Source organism: Salinivibrio sp. IB574 (assembly GCF_001996205.1).
Taxonomy (GTDB): Bacteria; Pseudomonadota; Gammaproteobacteria; order Enterobacterales; family Vibrionaceae; genus Salinivibrio; species Salinivibrio proteolyticus.
In genome coordinates, this window is the sequence record NZ_MUFN01000040.1 from 1 (window position 1) to 26,766 (window position 26,766).

Genomic DNA, 26,766 nt, shown 5'->3' on the forward strand with positions numbered 1-26,766 from the left:
GTCATTGAGGAGCTAAAACAAAGCGGAGAGTTCGATAATACCTTGATTGTGCTCACTGGCGATCACGGCCAAGAAATGAATGACAACCAACTGAATTTTTGGGGACATAACAGTAACTTTACTGACCCACAAATTCATGTGCCTTTCGCGATGATAGGCCCCGTCATCGATGCAACACAGGTAGATACTGGCAAGCAGCTAACCAGCCACCAAGATGTTGTGCCCACCCTGATGAAGCATTATTTAGGCGTAACATCCGATCCAGCCAGCTACGCGATTGGTCATGACTTACTTGCACCAAACCCCGGTCAAGATTGGGTGTTATCGTCAAACTACAGCGGCTATGCGTTGGTCACCGACGACACCATTTTAGAAGTGGGTGCGGGAGGGCAATATCAATACATGGATAACACCAATCGACCGATAGAAAACGCGTCACCTGACTTTGCGCAAATGGAAAAAGCCCTCGAGCAAATTAGCCGTTTCCGCTAGTCCGTCGCTTGCACGTTAAAGCCTATCCGTTTATGAGCCTCTGTCTTCCAGAGGCTCATCTATTCATTTTCTACAGGCTAGATCCAGTCAAAAAACTGCACAAACTCCTGCCATTGCGCCGATGCATCCGCTAGCCGCGCTGGATAAAAACGCACGGCCTGACCGGGTGGCGTTTGCGCCAACATGCTCAAGCTGGCACGAGTTAAACAGCCAAGCTTAGGATAGCCACCGAGTGTTTGCCGATCATTGAGTAGTACAATCGGCTGACCGTCAGGGGGCACTTGCACGGCCCCGAGCGCAATGCCTTCGGAAACAATTCCCGGTTGCTTGCTGACAACGCTCGGTCCATTGAGCCGCACACCCATACGATCACTGTGCTGATCGACCGTGTATTCGCCATCAAAAAATGCCGCTTGCGCCTCGGCGCTGAAGCTATCAAACTGATACCCCGGCACAAGCGCCAGTGGAGTCAGGGCATTGTAGTCAGGAATAAAACGTGTCGGTACACCGCGCCCCCTCGGCAACAGCGCATGCGGTCGGCAAGGCAATACATCTCCTTTGGTGAGCGCCATGCCTCCCGCCTGTTCACTTAATCCGGAATGCAGACCGCCGAGTTGATTACGCATCACCGTCGCGGCACTGCCAAATGCGCTATCGACCGCCCAGCCGCCACGCACCGCGAGATAGGCCCGCAAACCACGGCGCGCGTAGCGTAAACGTAATTCATCACCCGCATTTAGCGTCAACGTCTGCCACATACCCACGCGCTGACCATTGATACAAGGTTGCATGTCTGCGCCGGTGATGGCGATCGACATCGCGTGGTCAGCACGAAAGCGTGCTTGACCCATGGTTATCTCGACCAGCGGTGTATTCGCGGGGTTATCGAGTAAATAATTCGCCCAAGCAAATGCGTGGCAATCGACCGGTCCGCCTTGGCTTAAGCCAAGCTGGCCCACCCCGTAGCGCCCTGTGTCTTGCACCAAGCTCAATACGCCGGGGTCGAGCACCGTTAATCCTGCCACCATTGACCTCCTGCCGCGCGGTAATCAGACTCTGACATCGGCTCAAAACAGACGGTATCACCTACATCAAACGGCATCATGGGCGATTGACGGGGATTAAATAGCACCTTGGGACAATTGCCAATAATTTGCCAGCCTGCGGGCGAAGCCGCCGGATACACCGCAGTTTGCTGTTGGGCAATGCCCACACTACCAGCGGGGATCTGATGACGAGGCGTGGTATGACGTGGCATGGCTATGGTCTCATCCACCGACGCAAGAAAGGCAAAGCCGGGCGCAAAACCAATCGCACAAACGGTGTAAGTTTGTTGGCTGTGTCGCGCAATCACCTCTTGTTCACTCACGCCGGCAAACTCGGCGACCGCAGCCAGATCGGGTCCGACCGAGGGGTGATAATACACCGGCAACGACACGTGTTTTCCGCCCACGGCGTCGTCGGTGACTCGCAATGAGTCGCTTTGATTCATCACCCAGGTTTTCAACGTTTCTGGCGAGAGTAAGCGAACATTCACTTCCACCAGAACGCTGGTGTAGGCGGGAATTAACTCAACCACACCACGGCCAAAGTGTTGCTGGATTCGCTCACACAGCGCGGATAACTGTGGGACTAAGGCAAGATCGATCTTATTGCCCAACCGGATCATTACCGTCGTTTCACTGACCTGCTCAACCTTGAGTGTCATGGTGTTAAGGCCTTTCTGAGTTGTTTTATCGCCTCGACCGATTGTGGGTTATCTCCATGCACACACACCGTATCCGGCGAAAGCGAGAGCGTTTGTCCCTCGAGGGTTGTCACCGTGCCATGTTGAGATAACTGCAATACCTGTGCAATCATCGCGTTGGCGTCATCTAACACCGCGCCCGGTTGATCGCGCGGCGCCAATTGCCCTGACGCCAGATAAGCTCTATCAGCAAAGGCCTCAAAAATCAACGGCACACCGGCTCGTTGGGCAAGCTGGCGATGCTGACGGTTATCAGGCAATGCCAACACCATTAATGGCGTATTGGGCAGCGTATCAGCCACCGCAGCCAACACCGCTTCAAAGCAATCATTGTCCACCATCATGGTGTTATACAGCGCACCATGAGGCTTCACATAATCAAGGCTCGCATTAAAGCGTGCACAGATCCCTTGTAACGCGCCGATTTGATAGCGAACGAGGTGACTAATTTGTGCCGGGGTATGATCAATATGACGACGGCCAAAGCCCTGCTTATCGGCGTAGCCGGGATGAGCACCAATACTCACATTGTGCTTCACTGCAAGTGCTACCGTGGCCGCCATTACATCAGGATCAGAGGCATGAAAGCCACACGCAATATTGGCCATATCAATCCACGGCATCAGCGCGCTATCCATTCCCATCGTCCACGCACCAAAGCTCTCACCCATGTCTGCGTTTAGTTTCATCACTCCCTCGATTTCACTGACTTTGCTTTACCTTACGGTTTTTTAACCTGCGGATAAACCAACAAAATAGTCAGGATGTGAGTCTTGTGTTGTACTCATAAGACTGATAGTTTAAACCACTATGAAAACGGTATTTGATACACACACTCTAGTGATTTTTCGCACCCAGTGGTGGCGCGCGCTTTAGCGTGCCATTGAGTCTGGTATTCATTGGCCGCCGGTAGGCAGTCAATGAATCGTTTTCAACTTCCCTGTCTCCGTCGGCTTTTATCCTCAAGGAGACACCAATGCACACCCCCTACTCTATCGATAAAAACGCTATCGACAAAAACGACGTTATTCTGACCGGCGATCGCGCCACTGGCCGCTTACATCTTGGTCATTACAGTGGCTCACTTAGCCAACGACTTGCCTTACAAGAACAATGTACTCAAACCATTCTGGTCGCAGATATGCAGGGATTAACCGACAATGGCCATCAACCGGGTCACGTCGCCACGCATATTTTAGGCTTGGTCGCGGACTATCTCGCGGTTGGGCTTGATCCTGATAAGGTCACAATTTGTCAGCAATCCCAACTTCCTGCGCTCGCAGAACTCACCATGTTTTACAGTAATTTAGTGAGTTACGCACGACTGGTCCGCAACCCCACAGTAAAACACGAAATCAACGACAAACAGTTTGGACAGCAAGTTCCCGTCGGTTTTTTAACCTATCCAATCAGTCAAGCTGCCGACATCACCGCATTTGGTGCTAACCTCGTGCCAGTAGGCGATGATCAACTTCCTATGATCGAGCAAACCAACGACATTGTGCGCAAATTTAATCACGTTGTCGGCGAGCCTGTATTACGCGAATGTCGTGCACTCACCAGCAAAGCATCGCGCTTGCCGGGTGTTGATGGTAAAAGCAAAATGTCAAAATCTTTGGGTAACGCCATCTATCTTAGCGATGACAATGACACCATACGTGACGCGGTACGATCCATGTACACCGATCCTCAACACCTGCGCGTCTCAGATCCCGGCCGAGTCGAGGGCAATGTCGTTTTTACCTACTTGGATGCTTTCCACTCTGATGCTCAACACGTCGCCGAATTCAAAGCCCATTATCAGCGCGGCGGTCTAGGGGATATGACAGTGAAAAACGTGCTGACCGATATCTTAACCTCCCTGATATCACCCATTCGAGAACGGCGAAAAGCACTCATGAACGCCCCTGATTACTTGTGTGATGTCCTAAAAAATGGGCAGAAAGAGGCGCGTATACAGACAGACCAAACATGCCAGAATGTTAAGCGTGCGTTGGGCTTGCTTGTGGGATAAAGAGGTAAGAGGAGTGAGTGAGAAATGGCTTATATTTACTTACCAATGATGAATCAGATAGTTATCGCAATCTCTTATGCATAACGAGTTAGACAGATGTAAAAGATTGCAAGATATTTCCCAATCCACATCAAATAAAAGGGCTTTTTGCGCGGCAAACGGAAAAAATGTCTTCCATACTTTAGCGAAATCGAAACCATAATTAACACAAGGTATCCGGTATGTTGAAGTTAATGCTGCGCGGAAAGCTCTTAGTGCTTGCCATCGTACCTTTGGTATTATCCATTCTCGTTACGTTGTTTATCACTACCTATTACGAGCGAGAACTGGTCGAAGAGAACATTGCCACTTTTCGAACCAAATTAATTGATGAGCGAAAAATGCAGCTTCGCGAAGCCACAGAAATTGCCGCGACTGTAGTAAAAAACGCACAGCAAGCGGGCGGTGATGCCACGCAAAATGTCAAAGACGCACTTCGCGAAGTGACCTTTGGTAAGGCGGGCTACTTTTACATCTACGATAAACAAGGCAACAACGTATTCCATGCCTTAAAGCCAGAGCTAGAAGGCCGGTCCTTGATCAACCTTACCGATCCCAAGGGCAATAAAATTATCGTGGGTCTGCTCGAAGCGGCGCAAAGCGGTGATGGCACCTTCACCTACCTCTACCAAAAGCCGGGTACCAATGAACTGATCGAAAAGATTGGCTATGCCGATATGGTCAACAACGGACAGTGGATGTTGGGAACGGGGGCGTACATTGACGACATTGAGGCGCGCGTTGCCGATTTCCGTGAAAATGCAGAAGAGGCTTTAGCGGCACAAACGGCACGAATGATCATTGCGGGCATTCTTATTCTGATTGTTACCTTTGTCGCGGTTGCCTTTGTTGCCCAACGGATGTCAACGCCAGTGAAAGACATGCTGGACAACCTCAATGATATTGCCGACGGTGATGGCGACCTGACCCAGCGCCTGAAAATTAAAGGCAGTGATGAGATTGCTCTGCTAGGGGATGCGTTCAACCGCTTTATCGATAAGCTACAAACCACCATACGTAGCGTGGTGGATGTCACGGAAAAAGTGAGCCACACCGCACGCACGATTGACGAGCAAACCCAGATGGTTGCCACGCAATTACAGACTCACGATAACGAGACTGAGCAAGTGGTCACCGCTGTTACCCAGATGAGCTCGGCCGCGCAAGAGGTGTCACAGAACGCCACCCAAGTGGCTGATGCCACCAGTGCTGCTACTGACGATGCGCGTCACGCCCAAGAGAAAGTGCAATTCTCGATCACCTCGATGCAAGCGCTGGTCGAGCAAATGAATACCTCGAGTACACATGTGGATTCGCTGAATGAGCAGTCTCATAAAATTACTGGCGTGCTTTCTGTGATTGGCGATATTGCTGAACAAACCAACTTGCTGGCGCTAAACGCTGCCATTGAGGCCGCACGTGCAGGCGAACAGGGTCGCGGCTTTGCGGTGGTCGCTGATGAAGTGAGAACCCTCGCAAGCCGTACGCAAAAGAGCACTCACGAAATTCGCGAAATGCTGGATGAGCTACAGTCGTACGTCAATCAGGCTGTAGAGGGGATGAAGCAAAGTAACGACACCTGCCAGCAAACCTCGGAGGCATCCAACGAAATTGGTAGCGGCATTGATTCGGTGAGCAATGCCATTACCCAAATCAATGACATGACCAGCTATATCGCCTCGGCCGCCTCGGAACAAACCACAGTGACCGAAGACATTCACCGTAATCTGGTATCGATTCGCGACATTGTGAGCCAGCTACTCAACGCCAGTAATGACTCGGCACAAGCGGCGACAGACTTGAATCAGACAGGCGAAGAGCTCAAACGCCTGGTCAGCCAGTTTAAAGTTTAACCGCCAACATCAAGCCAAAAAGGCGCTGATCACCAGCGCCTTTTTCTACTCCGCCCACCGGCTTATCTTTCTACTTCGGGCAGCGCGCGCGCCATCAATGCACCCAGCAGGCCCAACGCCGATAGCACCGCAATCACCACCATTAATCCCCACTGGCTCAACCATGCCGTGACGCCGCCCATGAATAAGAGCACAAAACCAATCAGCGTATTGCTGACCGAGACATAATCGGTGCGCTGATTGCCCTCAGCCATATTCACGATGTAGGTTTTACGCCCAAGGCGCACACCCTCGTGAGCAATGGTCAGGACAAAGTAGACGGCAGGCAGTACCCATGGCGAAGAAAATAACGCGGGATACCAGTAACTGATACTCACCACCACCAGCCCCAATAACGCCGTCACCACGGCAGCCATTATCATCACTTGGCGGCTGGACCGATCGGCAAACAGCCCCCAAAAAGGGGCCGACAACAAACTTGCGATGCCGCTAATTGCGACAAAGCTTGCGGTGGTGACCGCCAACGCTTGGCTATGCTGACTGGCTAACAGCACATAATAGGGCGCGGATAGGGCCGAGCAAAGTAACAGTGAACGGGTGATCACAAAGTGGCGTAGGCGTCTATCATCCACCAATAAGCGCAGTTTAGACAGTGCATGCGTCAGCGCATTGGCACCGCCTTCAGTGGCCCCTTCGTATTCATCCACTTGGCTGTAAACCGCCGCGGCAGTCCACCAAAGCACTGCGCCGAACGCCAATAGTGCGCAATAGACCCATACATGCTGTTGATCCGAGACGCTAAACAATCCGACACCGGCGGCAATCGTCACCGCCCCCGCCAAGCTTGACGACCATCCATTCAAGCGTCCTCGTTGCGGCTTAGGAATGGTTTTCCCTAACACATCTTTCGAAGCGACCGAGCACAAGCCTCGCGCCAGACTAAATACCACCAGCAAGCCAACAATGCTCCAGCCGGCTACTTGACCGGTTAAAAGCAACGCTGCGATCGCCATTGCTAGGATACACGCTCCTTGAATAACAGAGCCGGCCACCCATGCCCACTTACGTACCGCAAATTGGCGGACATAACCGGCGATACCTAACTGAGGCACTAACGACCCCGCCTCTCGTATTGGCACCAATAAGCCAATTAGCGCCAAGGGAGCGCCAACCGCGGTGAGAAGCGCTGGCAAGACAATTTTCGGGTTAGATACCGCGTCGCCAATTTTGGTGAGTCCTTGGCTAACGATGATGCGGAAAAAGTTGCCCGGAACCTCACGACACGCACTGCCATCAATGTCTTTACAGGCACGCGCATCTTCTTCATTAAATAGTTTTTGGTGTAAGTCATCCGCTAGTTTGTGCACACTGTCTCCCAGTCTTTTTTGTTTTTATTCTGCCCTTATTGGCAAGGCACAGCAAAATCAACGTGATAATGTTCATCATGACGAACCCAAGACCACCGCGTTGAAAACTGAATATGTTGCTTTAAATACTGCCCATACGGGTATCGTACTGGCGATTAATCAGCATGGTCTGCCTGCCAAGTGGCTTTTGATATCGCGTATAAAACATGCGTGGCGAGCGGATGATCTGCCGCCAAATGAGGATGCGAAAAGGTAAAGGGAGCAGCCGGTGTCATCCCGAGTTTTTTCATCACCGCTTGTGAGGGTAGGTTACTCTCGGTGGTAAACGCATAAATCGCCGGAAGCTCAACGTCCTCAAAGCCGATAGCAAGTGCTTTTTGTGCCGCTTCAGTGGCATAGCCTTTTCCCCAATGTGGCGACGCTAAACGCCAACCAATTTCAACAAACGGCTGATGGCCGAGGTCGAAGGTGGGCCGGTTTAACCCCACAAAGCCAATGAATTCCCGAGTCTCCTTCAGTTCTACCGCCCAAAATCCAAACCCGTTATCCGCCAGTTTGGATTGAATATGTGCCGCCATCGCATCACTTTGGGCGCGTGAGAGCACACTGGGAAAATACCGCATGACGTCTGAGTCTTTATTGAGTGCGGCAAAAGGGGGCAAATCTGACGCTTGCCATGCGCGTAGCGTCAGTCGCTCCGTCGAGTACATTACCAATACCACTCCTCTCTAGATACAAGGCTGCACACCATCGAGCCTGCTACTGTAAATCTTTGTGGCGCAAGCGCGTAAGCCAATATTCACGATAGCGAAAATAGCAATAGGTCGAGGCAAACAAGAAAAACAAATACGAAAGCGAAAATACCAAAGGCGAGGTGATCAACGCATGTTTTAACCCGAGCAGGACACCCGCCGCCGTCACTGCAATCTTAGCGACCACCCCGAGCAACAACAAAAACAACGCAAACTGGGGGTAATGGCTGCTACGAAACGTGATCCAATAGCAAGCACCCACCGCTGTACTAGCGACGCCCAGCCCAAGAAGATAAGAATGGAAGTGCTCACCCGCCAACACACCACCGATTATGGTCAGCACGAGAAGAAGAATAAATGTCATGTTTCCTGCCTTTTTCTCTATTATGCCACTGGTTGGCTAAGGGTGAGAGTGAAGGCTTAAGAGAGTGCGACTCCGCTTACAGGTTGAGTGCACGTAGATGAAAGGGTGCGGGATTTTACCGTCATGATGGCGCCGTAGCGTTGTGTCAGCGCATCCACGGTGATCACTTGCCCTTGGCGTTTTACACTAACACGCGTGCCATAGTCAGCCCCAATGTGTCCAGCGCCCTCATCCGCGCTACCCACATAGGTGAAGCACTCAATCGCTAAATCCACAATCCGAAACTCTCGACGACGCGCACTTAAAAGCGCTACCCAACATTTTGCCGCCAGCACTTGTTGGGGCGTTTCTGCCCGTACCGCAAAGCGCCAACCCTCGCCGTCACCGTAAAAATCCATTGGGAAATGACGCTTTATTTTCTTTTTATCGTTATAGGTTTTCATTGTTCAATTGTCGTTTTTTTCGTCACTATCAATGACAATCATCGCCATAATTACTGCATTATCATGCCCTATCGTCCAACGCTTGCCTAATCAAATTTACGCGACAATGCCCAAACGTCTAGCAATTAAACATGTAAATTATGAATAGCCTCGCAACCTTGCTTAGTGCAAAGCAATGATCATAGTTTTGTCGTGAAAATACTGAACCACACCCTCATTCTTATAATATCTAGCTAAACTATTATTTGTACTGGGAGATTTTCATCAACGAGGCCGCGAGAGAGGATGAGAAATAGAATAATCCGTTGTCTGGGGATGTTTATCAGTCTTGTCAGCATTATGCTCAGTGCATCTGCATACTCAGAGCAGCCAATCCGAGTATTATTCATCAATCCTGGGCATGCATCGGAAAGCTTCTGGCAGGAAGTCGATCAGTACAGCATAGCCGCGGCGGATGCACTTGGGATCGAGTTAGACATCCGCCACGCCTCCCGTAATCACTTTGCGATGCGTCAGATACTCTCGGCAAGACTGAATAAACGTCCGCTCCCCAATTACGTAATCATTGTGAATGAAAAGCTAGCAGCCAATCACCTTTTTCCGATTTTACGTCAACACCCGATTTACGTTCAGGTCATCTTAAATGACATCGATGCAGACGTGCGCGCAAACCTGTTGAGCGATCCTCATTGGCAACAATATTTGTTACCCAGCGTGATCCCAGATAATCGCTATATTGGTGAAAAAACTGCTGACGCCATGGTAAAAGCCGGTCACCAACAACCCGGCGAAGCGGTTATGATATCGGGCGATCTCACCACCCCCGCCTCTGTGGCCCGCGAAGCTGGCGCACGCGACTATTTTAAAAGCCATAAGCAAATTGAATTAATGCAAGTCGTTCATGGGCAATGGGATGAAGCAATCAGCTATGAACAAATGGGCACATTGCTGCAACGTTATCCAGCGTTGAGATACGTTTGGACCGCGAATGATCATATGGCATTTGGCGCCATCAAAGCGGCGCAAGAAATGGGGAAAAAGCCGGGTGAAGATATTTTTTTCGCCACAATCAATACCTCAGCACAAGTACTCGCCCTCAGAGAGCAGGGAACGATATCAGCACTCGGAGGTGGGCATTTTTCTGCGGGAGGCTTAGCACTCACCCGTATTTATGCCCATGCTAATGGCCTTCCATTGCCATCGTTATGCGCCAATCAGTTATTTCAGTTGATAGAGCCCAACACACCCTATTTTTCTTATTTACAAGCAGATACTTGGCACCATATCCCTTTCAAAGAAATAGCACGTCAGCGACTATCAAACTGTAGTCCTGAGCAAATACAACGGATTTTTAAGTGACCAGACATAGGATTAATTTAAAAGGCCTCCAAGCCCGTATCGCTTTTGTGGTACTGGCGCTAAGTTTGTTGTTTTCTATCGGGACCACTCTGTCTCAAATGTATATCAACTACCAACGAGCGGTGGCAACATCCACTGCCCTGATAGAAAGTCGCAGCTCTGACACAGCACGAGTGATTAGTCATGCGCTCTGGGTGGTTGATCTAGAACTCGTGCGTCGCAGTGTTAAAGGGCTGTCGATGATCCCGACCGTTTGCCGCGTTGAGGTAAAAGGCTTTGATGGAACTCAGGTGAGTGAGGTCAATAGTACCAGTAGTCATTGTGATGCAAACCATCAGGTGCTCCTCAATGTTCAGGGTAATAATATTGGCACCCTTAATATGGTTCTTAACCGTCATAAGATGAAGCGTGAGGCCTTAGATACCGCAACTCCCCTCGCACTCGTGCACTTCACTGAAGCGCTCATCATAACAGTGATTGTGCTTTGGGTGGTCAACCGCCTGTGTTCTCGTCCATTAAAACAACTAACCGATGCATTGGATGGTTATCAAGCAGACAAAGCGAATCAAACGTGTGTACCAGTAAGCTTGATCCAACGCGGCGATGAGATAGGTAAAGTGGCGCGTTCCATCAATGCCATGCAATCGCGCATTCGGGATGATTTTCTGCAAAAGCGCATAACCGAGCGAGAACTACGACAACACCAAACCTTACTAGAAGAGCAGGTCGAACAACGCACCAAAGCACTCAATTGGCAATCAAACGCAAGCTCTTTGCTCGCTGATATTTCCATCCAGTTTTTAAGCTCTGACTCCCACAATATCACGGAAGATGTTGAGCAAGTACTCCCCAGCATGGCAAAGCTTTTAGGAGTAGAAGCAATTAGCTGGTATGCCTTCGATGCCTATCGCGCTGAGCGTCGTTGCTATTGGCCACAGGACGTTACCTTCGCCCCAGATGTGGTCGACCTGAGTGAAATGCACATGATAAAGCGTTGGCTTGCGGATACAGAAGCGCTTGTGGTTCCCCATGTCGGACAGTTAGGCGAAGACGCTATCAACGAACGAACTTGGTTACGCCATCGCGGCATTCTCTCTATTGCCGCATTTCCGCTAACTGACGGCCGAAAAAGCTTTGGCATGATCACGGTTGCGAATCGTCATTTACCCTTTATTTGGGATAACAGTAAAACACTGTTGCTCAAACGCTTTGCGACTGCAATCAGTGAGGTCATGATCCGCGAGCGCAATCATGTTGCCATGGAGCAGTTGCAAGAAGAATTGATCATTGCCAATGAGCGCCTCAAAGTACAAGCAGAAACCGACGATTTAACCCGACTCATGAACCGTCGCCCGTTCAAACGTGAACTCAGCAATCATATTTACGAAGGCATCAAAAAAAACCACCCAGTCGCAGTCATGATGATCGATGTCGACCATTTTAAAGCCTACAACGATGAGTATGGGCACTTACAAGGCGATGACGTACTTACTCAAATCGCACGTATTTTACTCACCCGCACCCAGGAGTATGAAGGCACAGTTGCACGGTTCGGGGGAGAAGAATTTGCCATCACACTACCCCCTAAGCATGCCGCACAGCTCGACGACTTAGCCAATGCGATTCGCGATGATATTGCTGAATTAGCGATGGCGCATGAGAAAAACCCTGATGGCGATTATGTCACTGTCAGTATCGGCGGGATCATCACGATACCGGATGATGATACATCAGACTCCTATCTGTTAGAGGCCGCCGATCAGCAACTCTATCAAGCCAAAGACGGCGGCCGCGATTGCATTAACATTCTCGACCAGCGAGAGAAAAAATAGCGAGCCAGCTCACGACCATTTATGACTAGCCATCGACATTCATGACAGGACGATGACGGTATGCTACAACGCCAACATCATGGTGTGGCAGCTGCCTTTGCAATGCCCATCGATAAGCGCATCCGCGCAACAGAATAATAAATTGTTATCGACTCAAGAAAAGGAAGCCCTATGAAAGTCGTTTTTATCCGTCATGGAAAAACCGATTACTCACTGGCAGACGCGCGCCAAATGAGCCAGTTGGAAAAAGACTATGCCCCCTTGCAGCGTGCGTGTATCCCTGACATTCAGGCCTTGGCCAGTCATCCTAGCTTACAGCAAGCAGAGATTATTCTGTCTTCGCCCTACACGCGTGCATTACAAACCGCTGAAATCCTTAATCGTCAGCTACAAAACCCGTTGTTTGTGGAACATGACCTACGCGAGTGGCAAGCGGATATCAAAGGTAGCTATATCCCCCTTTCAGAGCGTGATAGACGCTGGCTTGAGTATCGCGAGCTATTTGCCAATGGCAACGAAGTCACCAACGCTGGCTATGAATCAGCAACCAACTTGCACCGCCGTGTCAGTGCCGTGCTCGATAGCTATCAAACCTACTCAACCATCGCCGTTGTCGCCCACTTTAATGTGATAGAAGCGATTGTGGGGTATCGTGAGCAAGGCATTGAATACGGCGAAATTATCGAATTTGATTATCAGCCCAGTCAATAACAACCTTCTCACGCAGAGATAGACGCCTCGAGTACAGTAAAAAGGGACGCCGCATGCGTCCCTTTGCCGTCGCTACTATTTTGTCAGGCCATTATTGGCAATCACGCTTTGATACCAGTAAAAGCTCTTTTTGCGATGACGTGAAAAGTCACCACTGCCATCGTCATGACGGTCAACATAAATAAACCCATAACGCTTGCGATACTCTCCAGTGGTAAACGAAACACAATCAATACAGCCCCACGGGGTATAACCAATTACATCCACCCCATCTTGCGAAATTGCCTCTCCCAACGCCTCGATGTGTTGTGATAAGTAGCTAATACGATAATCATCATTAATCTCGCCCGATGCCTCCATCGTATCCAACGCACCTAAACCATTTTCCACCACAAAAATCGGTTTCTCGTAACGTTCGTAAAGCTCCGACAGCGCGAAGCGCAAACCCTTAGGGTCAATCTGCCAGCCCCAATCCGAAGCCGGTAAGTGCGGATTCAAACGACTGGCGCTGAACAATGCATTTTCATCTTCCTCAGGTGGGTTGGCATCGACAATGTTGGTCATGTAGTAACTGATCGCCAGAAAATCCGCGCGACCGTTTTCTAGAATTTGTGCGTCATCGTCGTCCATCGCGACCTGAATCCCTTTTGCAGCCCATTGTGGCCAGATGTAATGAGGATAGTGGCCCCTAACCTGCACGTCGCTGCATAAATATTTATCTCGCATCGCGCGTTGAGATGCCAGTAGATCATCAGGATGGCACGTTGCCGGGTACAGCGGCATCATATGGATCATGCTGCCAATTTTAAAATCTGGGTTAATGACGTGGCCCAGCGCGACCACTTTGGCACTCGCCACGAATTGATGGTGCAGCACCTGATAAAGCATCTGCTCGGGGTGGTCGTGTTCGGTAAAAATGACCCCTGAATTACAATAGCCAAATAGCGGATAGTCCCAATTCAGCTGATTGTTAATCTCGTTAAAAGTAATCCAATAGGTGACTTTATCGCGATAACGCGTGAATACCGTTTCACAAAAACGGACAAAGCAGTCCACCACTTTGCGGCTGGCCCAGCCCCCATACGCTTTCACAAGGTGATAAGGCATTTCAAAATGCGACAGGGTGATCACCGGCTCGATTCCCTGTGATAACAAGTTATCAATCAAGCGGTCATAAAACGCTAATCCGGCTTCATTCGGAGTAGATTCATCACCGTTTGGGAAGATCCGCGACCATGCAATCGAGGTTCGGAAACACTTAAATCCCATTTCCGCGAACAGAGCAATGTCTTGCGGATATCGGTGGTAAAAATCAACCGCTTGATGATTCGGATACACCTCACCATCCTCAACGTTATCGGTCATCTTTCTGGGAACACCGTGCTCACCTTTGGTCAACACATCGACAATGCTGATCCCCTTGCCATCGGCGTTCCAACCGCCTTCCACTTGATGCGCAGCCACAGCGCCACCCCAAAGGAAGTTCTCAGGAAATTTACTCATGTATCACCTCTTATCCGTCATCGTCGCTAGCCTACCCCGTTCAACACTGCTGAAGTGTGAACTGAATCCAAGATTAATTGATAGTTAATATAGTTGCCGGACACAGCCATGTCGGAGTGAATAAAAACGCAAAATAAAAGACAATTTATTCTGTTAACTTATTTCGCTGGCAGTGATACGCTTAAGTGATATACAACGGATACCGTTTGATCAGCCCACAAGGAGTATCAATGAGCATTTTTAGTCAGGTCGCGATTGTTGGTGGCACCCATGGCAATGAATTCAGTGGCATCTACGCACTTAAACAATGGCAGCAGAATAGCGAGACAGTCTCACGAAGCAGTTTTTCTACTGAATTATTTTTCGCAAATCCCTGCGCATATCAAGCCAACAAGCGCTATCTCGATTGTGACCTTAATCGGCAATTTGATCCCAAGTTACTCGCTGATCAATCACTTGCTAACTATGAGCAGAGCAGAGCCAAGGTACTCAACCAGCAACTCGGCCCCAAAGGCGATCCGCGAGTAGATTTAATTATTGATTTGCATAATACCACCAGCAATATGGGCCCGACGCTAATTTTATTGACCCTAGATACCTTCAATACCCAGTTAGCCGCCTATGTCAGCGAACGCATGCCCGATGCGGTTATCTTAGTCGAAGATCATATTGAGCCCATTCAGCAAGCTTTCTTATGCTCTGTAGCCAAACAAGGTGTGATCGTTGAAATTGGCCCCCAACCTCAATCGGTGCTGCGCCATGATGTGATGGAATCGATGCATGAAATGACCACGCATATTCTTGACTTTGTTCATTTATTTAATATCGACCAAGTGCCTGAGTTGCCGGAAAAGATCACTGGGTTCCGTTACACAGAAACACTGCACTTGCCTCAGGATGCATCTGGGGAACGCATTGGTATGGTGCATCAACACGTGCAAGACAAAGACTTTGTTCCGGTGAACCCGGGGGATCCACTCTTTATCTTGTTTGATGGCAGTGAGCAAACATGGCAAGGCGACTATGTAGCGTACCCACATTTTATTAATGAAGCCGCGTATTACGACAATAACATCGCTATGTCGATGGCAGAACGTATTGAGATCAACACCAAGTAACAAATCCATCAATAATACGAGCAAGCACTGGGTTTTGTACTACGCTTAAGCTATTTCCGGCAGACGTATAGAGCCAGTTGTGAGCAAGGCAATTGAACATCATAATGACGTTGAGACGATACTGCCCTCGCTGTTTCGTAATCTAGATACCGCCGTTGTAATAGCCGACACGCAACGGCGCATCCAGTTTTTAAATCCCGAAGCAGAAGCCCTGTTTGGTTGTACACTGGAGAGTGTGAAAAATACCAGCACGCGAGTGCTATACGCCGAGCAAGAAGACTTCGATGCTAAGGGCCGTGAACGCTTTAACCTCGAGGCGGAGCCCTATTATCACAATGCTTATGTAGTAAGATACAAAACCGCCGATGGTCATGTGTTTCTGGGGGAAACTCACGGTGGTCCAGTCTGCGATGATAACCAAGACGTTATTATGTACGTGGCCTTTATCCAAGATATCAGCACGCGCGTTGAAGTAGAATCAGCTCTCAGCCAACTGCATTCCATTACGTCAGCGCGTAATCTCGACTTTAGCAAACGTGTGGAGCGCATTTTATCGCTGGGCTGCAAACACTTCGGGCTGCCCATTGGCATTCTTAGCCAAATCGTCGGTCAACGCTATACCGTCCAACAAGCCATTCATCCCGAATGTGCGCTCCAAGCCGGTCAGGTATTTGATTTACAAACCACCTATTGTAGTCATGTCTATCAAGCCAATGAGGTCAAAGGCTTTCATCATGTTGGTGCCAGTGATATCCGCTCACATCCCTGTTACCAACATTTTGGTTTAGAAGCTTATATTGGCGCCCCCATTTTTATTGATGGGGAGCGCTATGGCACCCTGAATTTTTCTAGCCCAGAGCCCACTCGACCCTTTATTCCACAAGATTTCGAACTATTGCGACTATTTGCTGAATGGGTGGGTCATGAGCTAGCGCGACTACGTGATTGGGAAGCGTTAGAACATGCACAGCAACTGCTTGAGATCCAAGCCAATACTGACTCGCTCACCCAGCTCTACAATCGCCACTATCTGACTAATGCACTGACCAAGGAACTGGCGCGATGTGAACGTTACAAAAATCGATTAACACTGGCAGTCGTCGACTTTGACCACTTCAAAAATCTCAATGACACCTATGGTCATCGAGCTGGTGATATCGCGCTACAGCGCTTTGGGAATATTGTCAGGGAAGAATCACGAACCAACGACATATATGGTCGCTGGGGCGGGGAAGAGTTTTTGTGTGTGCTACCGGAGACCGATATAGACGGCGCGAAAGTGGTACTCCAACGTCTCGTCGAGCGCGTTCACGCCGAAGTCATCCATGTGGATGGGCAAACGATACATTGCACCATCAGTATCGGTTACACCCATTTTGTGTCACACGATACACAAGATACGATCATTCAACGCGCGGATACCGCACTTTATAAAGCAAAGAAAAACGGCCGGAACCGAATCGAGCAGGCGTGACCCGATCCCAACCATATTGTCCCTTATCGACTAGCTTGCAGGCTCATCCGCTACAACGGTGGCAGCAGTTCTCTGCCAGTAACGGTCATAATGGTAAAACGTGTTTGCCTTTCTCAGCGCCGCTGCTTTTTCCTCAATATCTTGGATTTGCTCTGCCGACACGCGAGAAGATGCCAACTCAAACTGATCCATGGCTTGCTGACGGAGCTCTTTAAATTTACCTTGCCCGACAACATCAAGATACGCAGATAAATAAACCAAACCCTCGATGTATTCCTCGTCAGCGGGCTCATAGTAGGTGGTGTAATAACGCCCCAGCGCCGCTAAAGACATCAAGTCACCTTGCTCGATAGCTTTTTTTCTCCACTCACCCGCTTTGGTACTCTCACCACGACGGATAAAATCACGATATAAGCTTTTGGTACCAGGAATGCCGCCCGCATTGGCAATCTGCTTTTTCACTTCAGCGGCAGCATCAAGTCGAGAGCTTGGAAACAGGAAAAAGCCTCGTTGCCCCAGCTCGATTTGCGACGCTTTGTGAAGCAAAGCGTCGACATCATTCGCGGCGATCGCTTCATCTAAATAGGCTTCTGCTTTGTCTTTATCGGTAGGATGTAAATATTCATACAGACTAAAAGCGGCTTCTTCTGGCGCCTCGTCATACCAAGCGTGCAAGACTTCTTCGTACTTATGTCGCCAAATAATCCGGTGAGTGGCCGACAACCAAGTCCCTTCTTCGACCAGTAACTTCATGGCCGGAATGTAATTCGCTTTCGCCGCTTGAGTCAGATAATCCTGTGCTTCTTGAGAATACTCAAGCTTTTGCGCATCATCACTCAGCAACACAGCATATAAATACGCTGCAGGGGCAATCCCCTCATCCGCAGCGGCTTTAAGATATTTTTCCGCACGCTGGTAATGAAATTGCGCACGCGATAAGCGTCCATGTTCAAACAGCGCCTGCGGCGTCATAGCCTCAATGTCATAATCGTCGGCGATTTTCTCAACCGGTTCGATGGTGGCAAAAGGCGTCGCTTCTACTTCAACCTGTTCAGCCCAGCTATGACTACTAACCGCCAGAAAGCAGCCCAGCAGACTCGCTCTAAGTGTTGATTTATTAACCAATATTGACACTTGAACCTCCTGCAATCACCCCACCACAACTTACCGCATCGCCAATACGAGCGGCCGGCTTGCCGTCAATCATGACACTACCGGATCCCCCATTCACGGCACGCCCATGTGGCGGGTGTTTGGGTTTACTGTGAGGGGCCAACGGATCACCTTTACGCACCGCGGGAATACCATCGATTTTAACTGTCGATGATCCTGCGGTAATCGGTGTCGGCGGGAAACCATCATGGGCAGTCCCAATATGACCGACAAGTGCAGCTTTTGGCATACGAATCCTCAACTCTTTATTTCGTTAACTATTCTGGCTTATACGCGGGGCGAGGCGATGTTGGCGACTTACCTTGATAGCCTGAGCCGCTCCCTGCACTGCCTCCAGCATTTAAGTTAATTGCTGGACCAATCAGGTGGACGCCCGCTGCGTCGACTTTCATCACACTACCACCGGCGGATACGGTAATCTCAGTACCGGCATCAAGCACGACGTTTGTCCCTGCTTTGAGATGAACCTCACGTCCTGCCGCCGCGGCAAAGCGATTGTTAATTTTTTCATGAATACTGCCACCAACTTCTAGGGTCGCATCTTTTTTGATGCGCGAGCGGTGCTGTTTCTCGACGGTCAAATGGCTATCGCCACCCACTTTTGAGAACGCATCATTATCAATTTTTTTGTGCTGATCGTGGCGCACCTGTGTGATCGCATCATTCTCAACCCGTGTTTCCCAATCTTTCTGAGCGTGTAAATACACTTGCTCACTGCCCGATTGGTCTTCGAACGTGAGCTCGTTATAGCCCTCGCCTTGGTGGCTCTCACTGCGCCAAACCGTCTTGGTTTTGTGTGCCGGTAAAGTATAAGGCGGCACATTGGTCGCATGATACGTGCGGCCGGTGATAATCGGTTGGTCCGGGTCACCGTGTAAGAAGGACACAATCACTTCATGGCCAATGCGGGGAATGGCCATCATGCCGTATTGGCTACCCGCCCAGCCCTGAGCAACACGAATCCAGCAACTGCTTTTGTCATCGCCGTTGGAATAACGGTCCCACGGGAAGTGGACTTTCACCCGTCCGTGTTCATCACAGAAGATTTCTTCGCCTTCTGGGCCCACAATCATACCAATAAGAGGGCCATCCACCTGAGGCTTGGGCTGCGGGGTCGCCCGCCAAGGGGTGGTGGCCGGAATAACCATAAACTGGTTCGCGTAGGTGGTCGCGCCCTGTCCACCCTCTTCTTCAAGGGCTTGTGGCTGCGTACCACGGTGCTGAATACGCACCACTTGCCACCATTGATTCATCTCGCGATTAAGATGATCCTGCAGCTCAAACCCGTAGCCCGCTTGCAAGTGCATATGGTTACTTTTACCTATCGCTGTCACTTGTTCGCGAACCAAAAACTCTTTGCGAACCTGACTTAAGTGCTGCCCTTGCGCATCGTCTTTAAAACGTCCGGGGAAGTCGTACACCTCATAATCTTGGCGCTGATAGTCTATTCCCGATACCGCGTTATGCTGCAGGAAACTATAAGCCGGCTTTTTGAAGCTATAGTCCTTCATCACGGACGAGGAAGGAACAACGCGCGTGTGCTTTTCCATATGACTGATAAATGGCGCATCAATCACCGCCCCCGAGAGTGCATTATGGGCGATAGGCGTTTCTAGCGAGGGCAGTGCAGAAGGTGCATCTGTGATATACAAGTGCTGTTTATCGTCCTGCCAAACAAAGCAATAGATTAAGCCTTCCTCTGCCGCGATACGCTCTAAAAAGGCGAGATCGGTCTCGCGATATTGCACACAGAACTCACGCTCTGCGTAGTCTTTTGTTAATCCAAAGCCAACATCCAAGATATCCATTTCTTGGAGCAAGATGGATATAATTTGCGGCACCGTTTGGTGTTGAAAAATACGACTGTTTTGACGCAAAGAAAGGCGTGCCAACTCGGGCACCATCTGCACATCATAGTATGTGTGATGATGGCCGATATCGCCTTGCGAAAACTGGTTGATCACACCGCAAATTTTGCGTTCACAAACCCCATTGCGGTACAACAGCAAGGTGCCTTTACAATCTACCAATTGTTCCGGTGTTAGGGAGGATTCACGGCTTGCTAAAGCAATATTATAACGAAAACCGTTACAGGTTTGTTGGTCGAACTCGGCACTAGAAAGGGACTCATGACCTTGAAATTCTCTTACGACGAATGTTTCAGGATCGAGCCCCTCAACGTTAAATTCAAACCGCAACCTAGCCATGATGTCTCCTAAATCTTGTTTCAACCAAAGTGAACACTTGTGTAGCAATCCTTGACCAGTGAAAGCGTGCTACACAAGTGATAAAGCGCCAGCTCCAAGCCAGCGCTTCAACTCTATGCCCTTAGGCTTCGATAGGCTTACGCCAGTCGTCTGAGCCTGAGGTGCCTGCGTTGACATGATCCCACGTGATTTTGCGGTAAGACATCGACACGGTCAGGTTCTGCGTAAAGTCTGACTTCGCTGGGTCTTGGCAATGAGGCATCTCGCAGTGAATGTCCACAATCGAGGCGCTTTCCAGCTTGGTGGTAAAGAAGTTTTCTTGTTTACCTTCAATCGACGTGCGGTACCACTTCAGCTCAACCGTTGACATCTTCTCACCTGACGCCAGTGCGTTATAAAGCAACGGCACCGCTTTGTTGAGCGCAACAGTGAATTTAAATGGCTTGTGCACTCGTTGGCCTGATGGCTGACCTGACTGAGGGTCAGTCGGTACCGTCACATTGTGGTCAAACTGTTGTACCAGCATCTCGTCTTCGTGGCCTTCAACAAAAGCATCACCGATAGAATCCGCGGTGCAGGCACCGGCTGTAATCAAACCCTGAGTTTCACCTTCAATCGAGATATAACATGGCGTTGGCATAATCGCTCCTTTCTAATTAATGGAAGAGGCTGTCCAGTCGGTGCCTCTGTTCGCCATCCCATATAGCGAAATGCATGCCAGCTTTTTTAGCCCTATAATTCAGCACGTTACTCTCTCACTGACCAATTTTTTGCACGCCACAAGCAAGTTTTTGCTCGGCGAGGCAAGAAGTTGCTTCGAGTTACCTACCATTACTGCTCACTGAGCAACTCGACTGTATTTTTGCTATAAACTTTGCCCACTTTCTCCCATGGGATTGGGACAGTCGATACTCCTGCTTCGATCCCTCGCTGTTTGGCTATTTCAGGCTTAGATCCCTGCCTATATACATTAGCCGTCGCACCATTCTGGTCACGGTCTTTCTCTCGTGCAGGATCCAGCTCTGCCAAATAGATCAATTGCTCACAACCCCACAGCCATACTTTGGCTTTTCCATTAGGTAACATACCAAAGAATAATTCGGTTCGATAACAAGGAAGTCCTTTGGAGCCATCACTTCGTGTATAATGCAACTTTTTCGCCATTAACTCCTTGACCTTCGGAGAAAGATCATATTTAGTCACAAAAAACGTATATTAATGAGTGATGTCCAATATATATACTATCCGGTAAATGTTTATTTGCTGAGCCTAATTGACTTCCACTTACACCTGTCAATATCGACAAAGGAAGACCAAACCCATCATAATCAGGAAATACGGTGCGCACATACTCTAGTTCGCTTTTTCTCATCGTCTGGGCTAGACCATGGAGCGGCATTGTCCAGTCTTGTTCTTCGTTTACACCATACGCTTGTGTGATTTTAATGGGATAAAATGAAGGCGTTACCACAGAAACCTGCCAAGGATCACTAGGTAGAGGCTCGTTTCCTTCACAGCCAATTAATAAAAACAATGCAAGCAGGGTTATCACTGTTTTTTATATTTATTTAATACAGGCAAAGATCGTTGTCCTTTTGAGCTTTATCCATCATCTCAATAGAGTGAACACACCGCCCAGTGGATGCTACTCACTCACTGGGCGATGAGAATTTAAAGTCTGTGATAAATCTCTTCGAGCTACCCACCATTACTGCTCACTGAGTAACTCGACTGGATCTTGACTGTAGACTTTGCCAACTTTCTCCCATGGAATGGGGACGGTCGATACGCCTGCATCGATTCCACGCTGTTTTGCTCTTGCAGGTTTAGATCCCTGCCTATACACATCAGCCGTTACACCATTTTGGTCACGGTCTTTTTCCCTTTCCGGCTCCAGCTCAGCCAAATAAATTAGCTGATCACAGCCCATTAGCCACACTTTTGCTTTTCCATTGGGTAGCATGCCAAAGAAAAACTCAGTCCTAAAACAGGAACCTAAAGATCCATCATATCGCTCAACGCTTACTCCTTTCGACATTATTTCTTTTACTTTTTGAGGAAGGTCATACTTAGTCACAAAAAACCGCATATTAATCAATGAGGTCCAATATATATATATGCTATCTGGTAAGTGCTTATTAGCAGAGCCTAGTTGTCGCCCACGTACACCAGTGAGTAATGATACAGGGAGTCCAAACCCATCATAATCAGGAAACACAGTGCGAACATTGGCTAATTCGCTTTTACTCATTGACAAGGAGAGCCCATGGAGCGGCATTGTCCAGTCTTGTTCTTCGTTCACGCCATACGCTTGCGTGATTTTAATGGGGTAGAATGAAGGCGTTACCACAGAAACCTGCCAAGGCTGTCCCGGTATAGGCTCAAGTTCTTCACATCCCATCAATAGCAACAATGACAACACAGTTGCTATTATTTTTTTATACTTCCTTAGTACAGGCAAAACTCGCCCTCCTATAGCAATTATATTCATCATTCCAGTTTGGTCTAAAACCTAGGTTATCACTTGACGAGTGGTGAATTAAATTGGCATGTGTTAACTTTTTTACCAATGCTTCGCTTTCTAGGATTGTTCTTAATGAAGAAATATCACCACTCTTAGATAATTCTAGCACCCGATTATTTAGAGCATCCCAGTCAGAGTTTAATCTGTCAATATTGTTAATAGACTTGACAGTATACAATTCTTCATCTTTGTCGTCCCATAAAACTCCATTAGCATCATGCACCGGCACACCATAGAACTCAGCCAAACCATACATGACTCGTAAATACAAACGAGAGAGCTCGCCTTCCACTTGGCGCTTTATGTATAATTCACCTATTATTTGACCACTATCTTTACCAATGCGTTCTTTGGTTTCAATGATGTAGTCTTCATCACGCCAGCCGACTTTCCTGTCTTTTTCTTTATATTTATCTAGCAGTTTTACAACCTCGTTTTTTATTTTTTCTTTTGTCCCTAACGAAAAGGAATAACGCTTGCTGATTGATTTAACGAGAACTTTTTCTAATACAGGTAATAAATAGTCTCGATGATCGTAGCTTAAACGTGATTTATAGCCTCCGCCAATATCTGAGTGACTTCCCGGCAAGACAAATTCATGAAAATGTGCGACAGGTGGCTCCGCTTTCGACCGTTGTTCTGCACTGACTAATTCGCCTAGCGCCACATTATTTAGGTGGTTGAGACTAAAGTCATAACGATACTCTGTGTCTGGGTGGGCGGTTAGGTGTACTGCACGACGAACACGTTCCGGGTCAATCCATAGCTTTACATCCCCTTGGTTAATATTATGAGTGGATAAATCCCCGCTAGCAAAATCAATCACCGACGCAACTGTGTCAAATAGCCCCGCGAAGAGTACCTCCACGCTTTCTTTTTTTGGATGAGAAGCTGTCCTTCCAAAGTCATAAGAAAAATATAAACCTTCTCGGTGACTCGATCGTTTAAGACGTCTTATAAACCAATTTTCAAAATAGCCGGAGGTCTTTCTACTCAATACATCGTTAATAAAATTACGCGCAGCTGCCGCACCACGGCTGAAGCCAAAGACATCGAAATGTATTTTGTTAACCCCGTCGATCTCTTCACTCTTTTTTTCTATAACTCTTATAATGTCAGGTAATCTACTTCTAATCTTATACGCTGCGAAAGATGATTTTCTTCTAACACCATAATCACCTTGACCGGTGGCTAAACCATAAGTCGACTCATCGGCAGGTGCAACTTCCTCACTATTTCCTGTCCCAATACCTGTTACGTATTCTTTAACTGTAAGTGTATTATCTGACAAAAAATCACTATCTCGATATCTTTCGAACAGTTTATAAACATTAGTTATTTCATTTGCGGCGCTTCCCTCGACCCCTTCTGGATACGCAAAGCATGAATCTGGTAACTGTGTCGGTTTAATCGAGCCATTGGATAATCCAGTTTGTTTAGCCAGTATTTCACATTCAGCATCATAGTTGGCTTTCCAAGTATTATAGTAGCGGTCAAACTGCTGTTTACCCCATAGCGCACTGTATGTATTATTGGCAGTACCGTCAAAAAACACCCCAATTCGGAGCGTGATAAACTGGTATGCTCGAACCTTGAGCACGTATGTTTTGTCAGTAACCAGTTTGACGTTGTCCGCTGCCCCTTCTCTATGCCTTTCTGGAAGCGTTATCCTATTTTCCGGAAAAATCGCGGGGTCTTTGGCTCCCGAAAAATGTCTTGGTTGGTAGTCGTATTGAGGTAGTTCAGTCAAGTCCCCTGTCGTCACTTCATGATAGATAACCTCTCCGCCATTGTATCCTGTATAAGTTGCTGAAAAATCCTTTACAGGGTCAGAGTCAGAATTCACTGCGTGTTGACTGTCTTGCGCTTCACGTAACCAATCACCCAGATCTAACTTTATTTCCACAGGGCCGGGGGCAATGTCTTTAACCAAAATGGGTTGCTCTCCCAAAGAAATGGGGTGCGCTTTTTGGGTGGCATCAATTAAGGTGCCTTTAACACCATTAAACGGCTGGTTATGCTCATCACGAATAAGTAGCTCTATCCAGTGCTCACGCTTTTCACATGGTTGACAATGTGGGTTTACGCCTGTGTTACTCATACGTCGTTTCCCGTAATTTGAATATTTCTTCGCATTCTTTTTGTTCAAGATGCAGTGCATCACGAACCGCTTCTAAAGTTAGGGACGTCTCGTTGATTAAGTGACTGAGCACCAAACGCTCTGCATACTCATAATCCTTACCATTCTTTTTAGCGTCATTCAGCACCGCCTCAAAAACCTGAGAGGGCTTTTCTAGTTGCGTTAGTGCATCGGGTAAGCACTCCCAGAGGCGTCTTTCTAGAATCTTTGCATGCACATCTGTGCGGTAAAGTGGCGTTAAATGATGTGGTTTAATTATCCACCAAGGTGCCAGTCGTGGTTGGTATTGTTTACCAACGTCACTATACCATTGGCAATGTTGGCCATTTAAAAACGTTGTTAGCCTTTCAGCTGGCCCCAGAAGCGCAGACAGCTCTTGCTCATCCATGGTGTCCAGCATAGGTAATAGCACCTGAGGGTCATAAAATCGAAACAAGACTTCCTCACCGTCAAGCGCAGCAATCAATAAACTCTGTAAATGGCTTAACAAAACATCGAGAGTCTGAGTACAAGAAAGGTACATGCCTTGCTGTAATACTTGTTCAGGCAGTTGCCTGACCGACTCAGTCACAGGTAGTAGCCAAGGAGAGAGTGATATTACAGCATCGAACATTTCACCCTGAAAAACCAATCGAGTATCAGGAAATGAAAGCTCCCCGTTGGCTTCTATCGCCTGTTTTAATGTGTTGTCTTCGACCAACCAATATATGTCGTCGATTTGTTCAGTGAACCATTGTTTTATCACTGCCCGCCTCCAATAACAGGACATATTTTGACGGCTGGTATATGTGCTTCTTCAGCGGTTAATAGCGCCTCATAAGAAATCGTTTGGGCGGGCATTGGACTCTCCGGCGACTCCACCCCAAGCGGGAGGGCGGCGACTTTACCGGCATAGCCACTGCCTGCACCGGGGCTGCCGCCTGAGTTGAGGTTAATCGCAGGGCCCACAAGGTGGACACCGCCGCCATTAATGCTGACAAAACTGCCGCCGGCTTTGACGGTGATGCTACTCCCCGCCTCAATCACCGCTTTTTGACCGGCTTTGATATGAATTTCATTGCTGGCGTCATTCATCCACACTTGGCCAGCTTTAACATGCAGCGAGCCGTCAACAATCAGGGTTTGGTCTTGTTGGGTGAACTGGCGACTCTCTCCCTCCACGGTATGATGCGCATTGCCCATCACACGATGAAACTGGTCATTGTGTACCTGATGGTGATTGTCATGACCAATCTCGGTCACCCGGTCGTTTTCTACCTCGGTATGCCAGTCTTTTTGCGCGTGTAAATACACTTGCTCACTGCCCGATTGGTCTTCGAACGTGAGCTCGTTGTAGCCCTCGCCTTGATGACTCTCACTGCGCCAAACCGTCTTGGTTTTGTTCGCGGGCAAGGTATAAGGCGGCACATTGGTCGCATGATAGGTGCGGCCGGTGATAATCGGTTGGTCCGGGTCACCGTGTAAGAAGGACACAATCACTTCATGGCCAATGCGGGGAATGGCCATCATGCCATATTGGCTACCTGCCCAGCCTTGAGCAACACGAATCCAGCAGCTGCTTTTGTCATCGCCGTTGGAATAACGGTCCCACGGGAAGTGGACTTTCACCCGACCGTGTTCCTCACAGAAGATTTCTTCGCCATCCGGTCCCACC

General features: G+C 48.6%; 26 protein-coding genes. 8 read left to right on the top strand and 18 right to left on the bottom strand.

Going from position 1 to position 26,766, the window contains the following annotated elements; translation table 11 throughout:
- A partial coding sequence (locus tag BZJ17_RS15190; protein ID WP_157893201.1) for a sulfatase-like hydrolase/transferase occupies positions 1-492 on the top strand: 492 nt, incomplete at its 5' end.
- A gap of 77 nt (positions 493-569) precedes the next feature.
- Here BZJ17_RS15190 and BZJ17_RS15195 read toward each other — a convergent pair.
- The 3 genes from BZJ17_RS15195 to BZJ17_RS15205 are packed head-to-tail and all read right to left on the bottom strand — an operon-like array spanning position 570 to position 2,940.
- Positions 570-1,520, bottom strand: coding sequence for a biotin-dependent carboxyltransferase family protein (locus BZJ17_RS15195; protein ID WP_077641287.1), 951 nt, complete (start codon positions 1,518-1,520; stop codon positions 570-572).
- Entirely contained in the window at positions 1,505-2,200 is a 696-nt protein-coding gene (gene pxpB / locus BZJ17_RS15200) for a 5-oxoprolinase subunit PxpB (protein WP_077641288.1), read from the bottom strand. Before pxpB ends, BZJ17_RS15195 begins: the two co-directional genes overlap by 16 nt.
- The gene (locus BZJ17_RS15205; RefSeq protein ID WP_108742903.1) at positions 2,197-2,940 is read right to left on the bottom strand and encodes a 5-oxoprolinase subunit PxpA; all 744 of its coding nucleotides are present in this window, start codon (positions 2,938-2,940) and stop codon (positions 2,197-2,199) included. The genes pxpB and BZJ17_RS15205 overlap by 4 nt, the downstream gene beginning before the upstream one ends.
- A gap of 275 nt (positions 2,941-3,215) precedes the next feature.
- Here BZJ17_RS15205 and trpS point away from each other — a divergent pair, with 275 nt between their 5' ends.
- Positions 3,216-4,253, top strand: coding sequence for a tryptophan--tRNA ligase (trpS, locus tag BZJ17_RS15210; protein WP_077641289.1), 1,038 nt, complete (start codon positions 3,216-3,218; stop codon positions 4,251-4,253).
- A gap of 221 nt (positions 4,254-4,474) precedes the next feature.
- Positions 4,475-6,145: a methyl-accepting chemotaxis protein gene (locus BZJ17_RS15215; RefSeq protein ID WP_077641290.1), complete on the top strand. Its 1,671-nt coding sequence runs from the start codon at positions 4,475-4,477 to the stop codon at positions 6,143-6,145.
- A gap of 62 nt (positions 6,146-6,207) precedes the next feature.
- Here the strand turns inward: BZJ17_RS15215 and BZJ17_RS15220 are convergent, their stop codons facing one another.
- The 4 genes from BZJ17_RS15220 to BZJ17_RS15235 all read right to left on the bottom strand — a co-directional run bounded on the left by BZJ17_RS15220 (position 6,208) and on the right by BZJ17_RS15235 (position 9,071).
- A complete protein-coding gene (locus tag BZJ17_RS15220) occupies positions 6,208-7,512 on the bottom strand; it encodes an MFS transporter (RefSeq protein WP_077641291.1) in 1,305 nt (434 codons plus the stop codon).
- 155 nt (positions 7,513-7,667) lie between these two features.
- Positions 7,668-8,222, bottom strand: coding sequence for a GNAT family N-acetyltransferase (locus BZJ17_RS15225; RefSeq protein WP_198534192.1), 555 nt, complete (start codon positions 8,220-8,222; stop codon positions 7,668-7,670).
- Between the two features lie 49 nt (positions 8,223-8,271).
- Positions 8,272-8,628: an NADH:ubiquinone oxidoreductase gene (locus BZJ17_RS15230; RefSeq protein ID WP_077641293.1), complete on the bottom strand. Its 357-nt coding sequence runs from the start codon at positions 8,626-8,628 to the stop codon at positions 8,272-8,274.
- A gap of 56 nt (positions 8,629-8,684) precedes the next feature.
- A complete protein-coding gene (locus BZJ17_RS15235; RefSeq protein WP_077641294.1) occupies positions 8,685-9,071 on the bottom strand; it encodes a hypothetical protein in 387 nt (128 codons plus the stop codon).
- A 285-nt stretch (positions 9,072-9,356) separates the two neighbouring features.
- Here BZJ17_RS15235 and BZJ17_RS15240 point away from each other — a divergent pair, with 285 nt between their 5' ends.
- The 3 genes from BZJ17_RS15240 to BZJ17_RS15250 all read left to right on the top strand — a co-directional run bounded on the left by BZJ17_RS15240 (position 9,357) and on the right by BZJ17_RS15250 (position 12,973).
- Entirely contained in the window at positions 9,357-10,430 is a 1,074-nt protein-coding gene (locus BZJ17_RS15240; RefSeq protein WP_077641295.1) for an ABC transporter substrate-binding protein, read from the top strand.
- The gene (locus BZJ17_RS15245) at positions 10,427-12,262 is read left to right on the top strand and encodes a GGDEF domain-containing protein (protein WP_077641296.1); all 1,836 of its coding nucleotides are present in this window, start codon (positions 10,427-10,429) and stop codon (positions 12,260-12,262) included. Before BZJ17_RS15240 ends, BZJ17_RS15245 begins: the two co-directional genes overlap by 4 nt.
- 171 nt (positions 12,263-12,433) lie before the next feature.
- Positions 12,434-12,973, top strand: coding sequence for a histidine phosphatase family protein (locus BZJ17_RS15250; RefSeq protein WP_077641297.1), 540 nt, complete (start codon positions 12,434-12,436; stop codon positions 12,971-12,973).
- Between the two features lie 75 nt (positions 12,974-13,048).
- Here BZJ17_RS15250 and BZJ17_RS15255 read toward each other — a convergent pair whose 3' ends face one another.
- Positions 13,049-14,476: a 6-phospho-beta-glucosidase gene (locus BZJ17_RS15255; protein WP_077641298.1), complete on the bottom strand. Its 1,428-nt coding sequence runs from the start codon at positions 14,474-14,476 to the stop codon at positions 13,049-13,051.
- A gap of 230 nt (positions 14,477-14,706) precedes the next feature.
- On the opposite strand from BZJ17_RS15255, the gene BZJ17_RS15260 reads away from it, so the two are divergent.
- Both BZJ17_RS15260 and BZJ17_RS15265 read left to right on the top strand, forming a co-directional pair.
- A complete protein-coding gene (locus BZJ17_RS15260; RefSeq protein ID WP_077641299.1) occupies positions 14,707-15,594 on the top strand; it encodes an aspartoacylase in 888 nt (295 codons plus the stop codon).
- A gap of 79 nt (positions 15,595-15,673) precedes the next feature.
- Positions 15,674-17,068, top strand: coding sequence for a diguanylate cyclase (locus BZJ17_RS15265; protein ID WP_077641300.1), 1,395 nt, complete (start codon positions 15,674-15,676; stop codon positions 17,066-17,068).
- A gap of 30 nt (positions 17,069-17,098) precedes the next feature.
- Here BZJ17_RS15265 and BZJ17_RS15270 read toward each other — a convergent pair whose 3' ends face one another.
- The 10 genes from BZJ17_RS15270 to tssI (BZJ17_RS15310) all read right to left on the bottom strand — a co-directional run.
- On the bottom strand, positions 17,099-18,202 hold the full coding sequence (locus BZJ17_RS15270) for a hypothetical protein (protein ID WP_077641301.1): 1,104 nt from the start codon (positions 18,200-18,202) through the stop codon (positions 17,099-17,101).
- Positions 18,186-18,470, bottom strand: a complete 285-nt coding sequence (locus tag BZJ17_RS15275; RefSeq protein ID WP_069590453.1) for a type VI secretion system PAAR protein — start codon at positions 18,468-18,470, stop codon at positions 18,186-18,188. The genes BZJ17_RS15270 and BZJ17_RS15275 overlap by 17 nt, the downstream gene beginning before the upstream one ends.
- A 28-nt stretch (positions 18,471-18,498) precedes the next feature.
- On the bottom strand, positions 18,499-20,448 hold the full coding sequence (gene tssI, locus BZJ17_RS15280; RefSeq protein WP_077641302.1) for a type VI secretion system tip protein TssI/VgrG: 1,950 nt from the start codon (positions 20,446-20,448) through the stop codon (positions 18,499-18,501).
- A 121-nt stretch (positions 20,449-20,569) separates the two neighbouring features.
- Positions 20,570-21,088, bottom strand: coding sequence for a type VI secretion system effector Hcp-2 (gene hcp-2 / locus BZJ17_RS15285; RefSeq protein WP_069590456.1), 519 nt, complete (start codon positions 21,086-21,088; stop codon positions 20,570-20,572).
- 191 nt (positions 21,089-21,279) lie between these two features.
- Entirely contained in the window at positions 21,280-21,612 is a 333-nt protein-coding gene (locus tag BZJ17_RS17645) for a DUF2931 family protein (protein ID WP_277868808.1), read from the bottom strand.
- Between the two features lie 31 nt (positions 21,613-21,643).
- Positions 21,644-22,000: a DUF2931 family protein gene (locus BZJ17_RS17650; RefSeq protein WP_277868809.1), complete on the bottom strand. Its 357-nt coding sequence runs from the start codon at positions 21,998-22,000 to the stop codon at positions 21,644-21,646.
- A gap of 156 nt (positions 22,001-22,156) precedes the next feature.
- Positions 22,157-22,942 (bottom strand): DUF2931 family protein, encoded by a 786-nt coding sequence (locus BZJ17_RS15295; RefSeq protein WP_241836824.1) that lies wholly within the window; start codon positions 22,940-22,942, stop codon positions 22,157-22,159.
- On the bottom strand, positions 22,887-25,073 hold the full coding sequence (locus BZJ17_RS15300) for a DUF2235 domain-containing protein (protein WP_077641304.1): 2,187 nt from the start codon (positions 25,071-25,073) through the stop codon (positions 22,887-22,889). The genes BZJ17_RS15295 and BZJ17_RS15300 overlap by 56 nt, the downstream gene beginning before the upstream one ends.
- On the bottom strand, positions 25,066-25,857 hold the full coding sequence (locus tag BZJ17_RS15305) for a DUF4123 domain-containing protein (RefSeq protein ID WP_157893202.1): 792 nt from the start codon (positions 25,855-25,857) through the stop codon (positions 25,066-25,068). The genes BZJ17_RS15300 and BZJ17_RS15305 overlap by 8 nt, the downstream gene beginning before the upstream one ends.
- The coding region (gene tssI / locus BZJ17_RS15310) for a type VI secretion system tip protein TssI/VgrG (RefSeq protein ID WP_131826819.1) at positions 25,854-26,766 on the bottom strand (913 nt) is incomplete at its 5' end. The genes tssI (BZJ17_RS15310) and BZJ17_RS15305, both read right to left, overlap by 4 nt.

What these genes read in the sequence shown, in the direction of transcription:
- BZJ17_RS15235 (WP_077641294.1), bottom strand. Translation starts at nt 9,071, where the DNA reads ATGAAAACCTATAACGATAAAAAGAAAATAAAGCGTCATTTCCCAATG.
- trpS (WP_077641289.1), top strand. Translation starts at nt 3,216, where the DNA reads ATGCACACCCCCTACTCTATCGATAAAAACGCTATCGACAAAAACGAC.
- BZJ17_RS15230 (WP_077641293.1), bottom strand. Translation starts at nt 8,628, where the DNA reads ATGACATTTATTCTTCTTCTCGTGCTGACCATAATCGGTGGTGTGTTG.
- BZJ17_RS17645 (WP_277868808.1), bottom strand. Translation starts at nt 21,612, where the DNA reads ATGGCGAAAAAGTTGCATTATACACGAAGTGATGGCTCCAAAGGACTT.
- BZJ17_RS15195 (WP_077641287.1), bottom strand. Translation starts at nt 1,520, where the DNA reads ATGGTGGCAGGATTAACGGTGCTCGACCCCGGCGTATTGAGCTTGGTG.
- BZJ17_RS15275 (WP_069590453.1), bottom strand. Translation starts at nt 18,470, where the DNA reads ATGCCAAAAGCTGCACTTGTCGGTCATATTGGGACTGCCCATGATGGT.
- pxpB (WP_077641288.1), bottom strand. Translation starts at nt 2,200, where the DNA reads ATGACACTCAAGGTTGAGCAGGTCAGTGAAACGACGGTAATGATCCGG.
- BZJ17_RS15225 (WP_198534192.1), bottom strand. Translation starts at nt 8,222, where the DNA reads ATGTACTCGACGGAGCGACTGACGCTACGCGCATGGCAAGCGTCAGAT.
- tssI (WP_077641302.1), bottom strand. Translation starts at nt 20,448, where the DNA reads ATGGCTAGGTTGCGGTTTGAATTTAACGTTGAGGGGCTCGATCCTGAA.
- BZJ17_RS15240 (WP_077641295.1), top strand. Translation starts at nt 9,357, where the DNA reads ATGAGAAATAGAATAATCCGTTGTCTGGGGATGTTTATCAGTCTTGTC.
- BZJ17_RS15260 (WP_077641299.1), top strand. Translation starts at nt 14,707, where the DNA reads ATGAGCATTTTTAGTCAGGTCGCGATTGTTGGTGGCACCCATGGCAAT.
- BZJ17_RS15295 (WP_241836824.1), bottom strand. Translation starts at nt 22,942, where the DNA reads ATGATGAATATAATTGCTATAGGAGGGCGAGTTTTGCCTGTACTAAGG.
- BZJ17_RS15215 (WP_077641290.1), top strand. Translation starts at nt 4,475, where the DNA reads ATGTTGAAGTTAATGCTGCGCGGAAAGCTCTTAGTGCTTGCCATCGTA.
- hcp-2 (WP_069590456.1), bottom strand. Translation starts at nt 21,088, where the DNA reads ATGCCAACGCCATGTTATATCTCGATTGAAGGTGAAACTCAGGGTTTG.
- BZJ17_RS15250 (WP_077641297.1), top strand. Translation starts at nt 12,434, where the DNA reads ATGAAAGTCGTTTTTATCCGTCATGGAAAAACCGATTACTCACTGGCA.
- BZJ17_RS15300 (WP_077641304.1), bottom strand. Translation starts at nt 25,073, where the DNA reads ATGAGTAACACAGGCGTAAACCCACATTGTCAACCATGTGAAAAGCGT.
- BZJ17_RS15255 (WP_077641298.1), bottom strand. Translation starts at nt 14,476, where the DNA reads ATGAGTAAATTTCCTGAGAACTTCCTTTGGGGTGGCGCTGTGGCTGCG.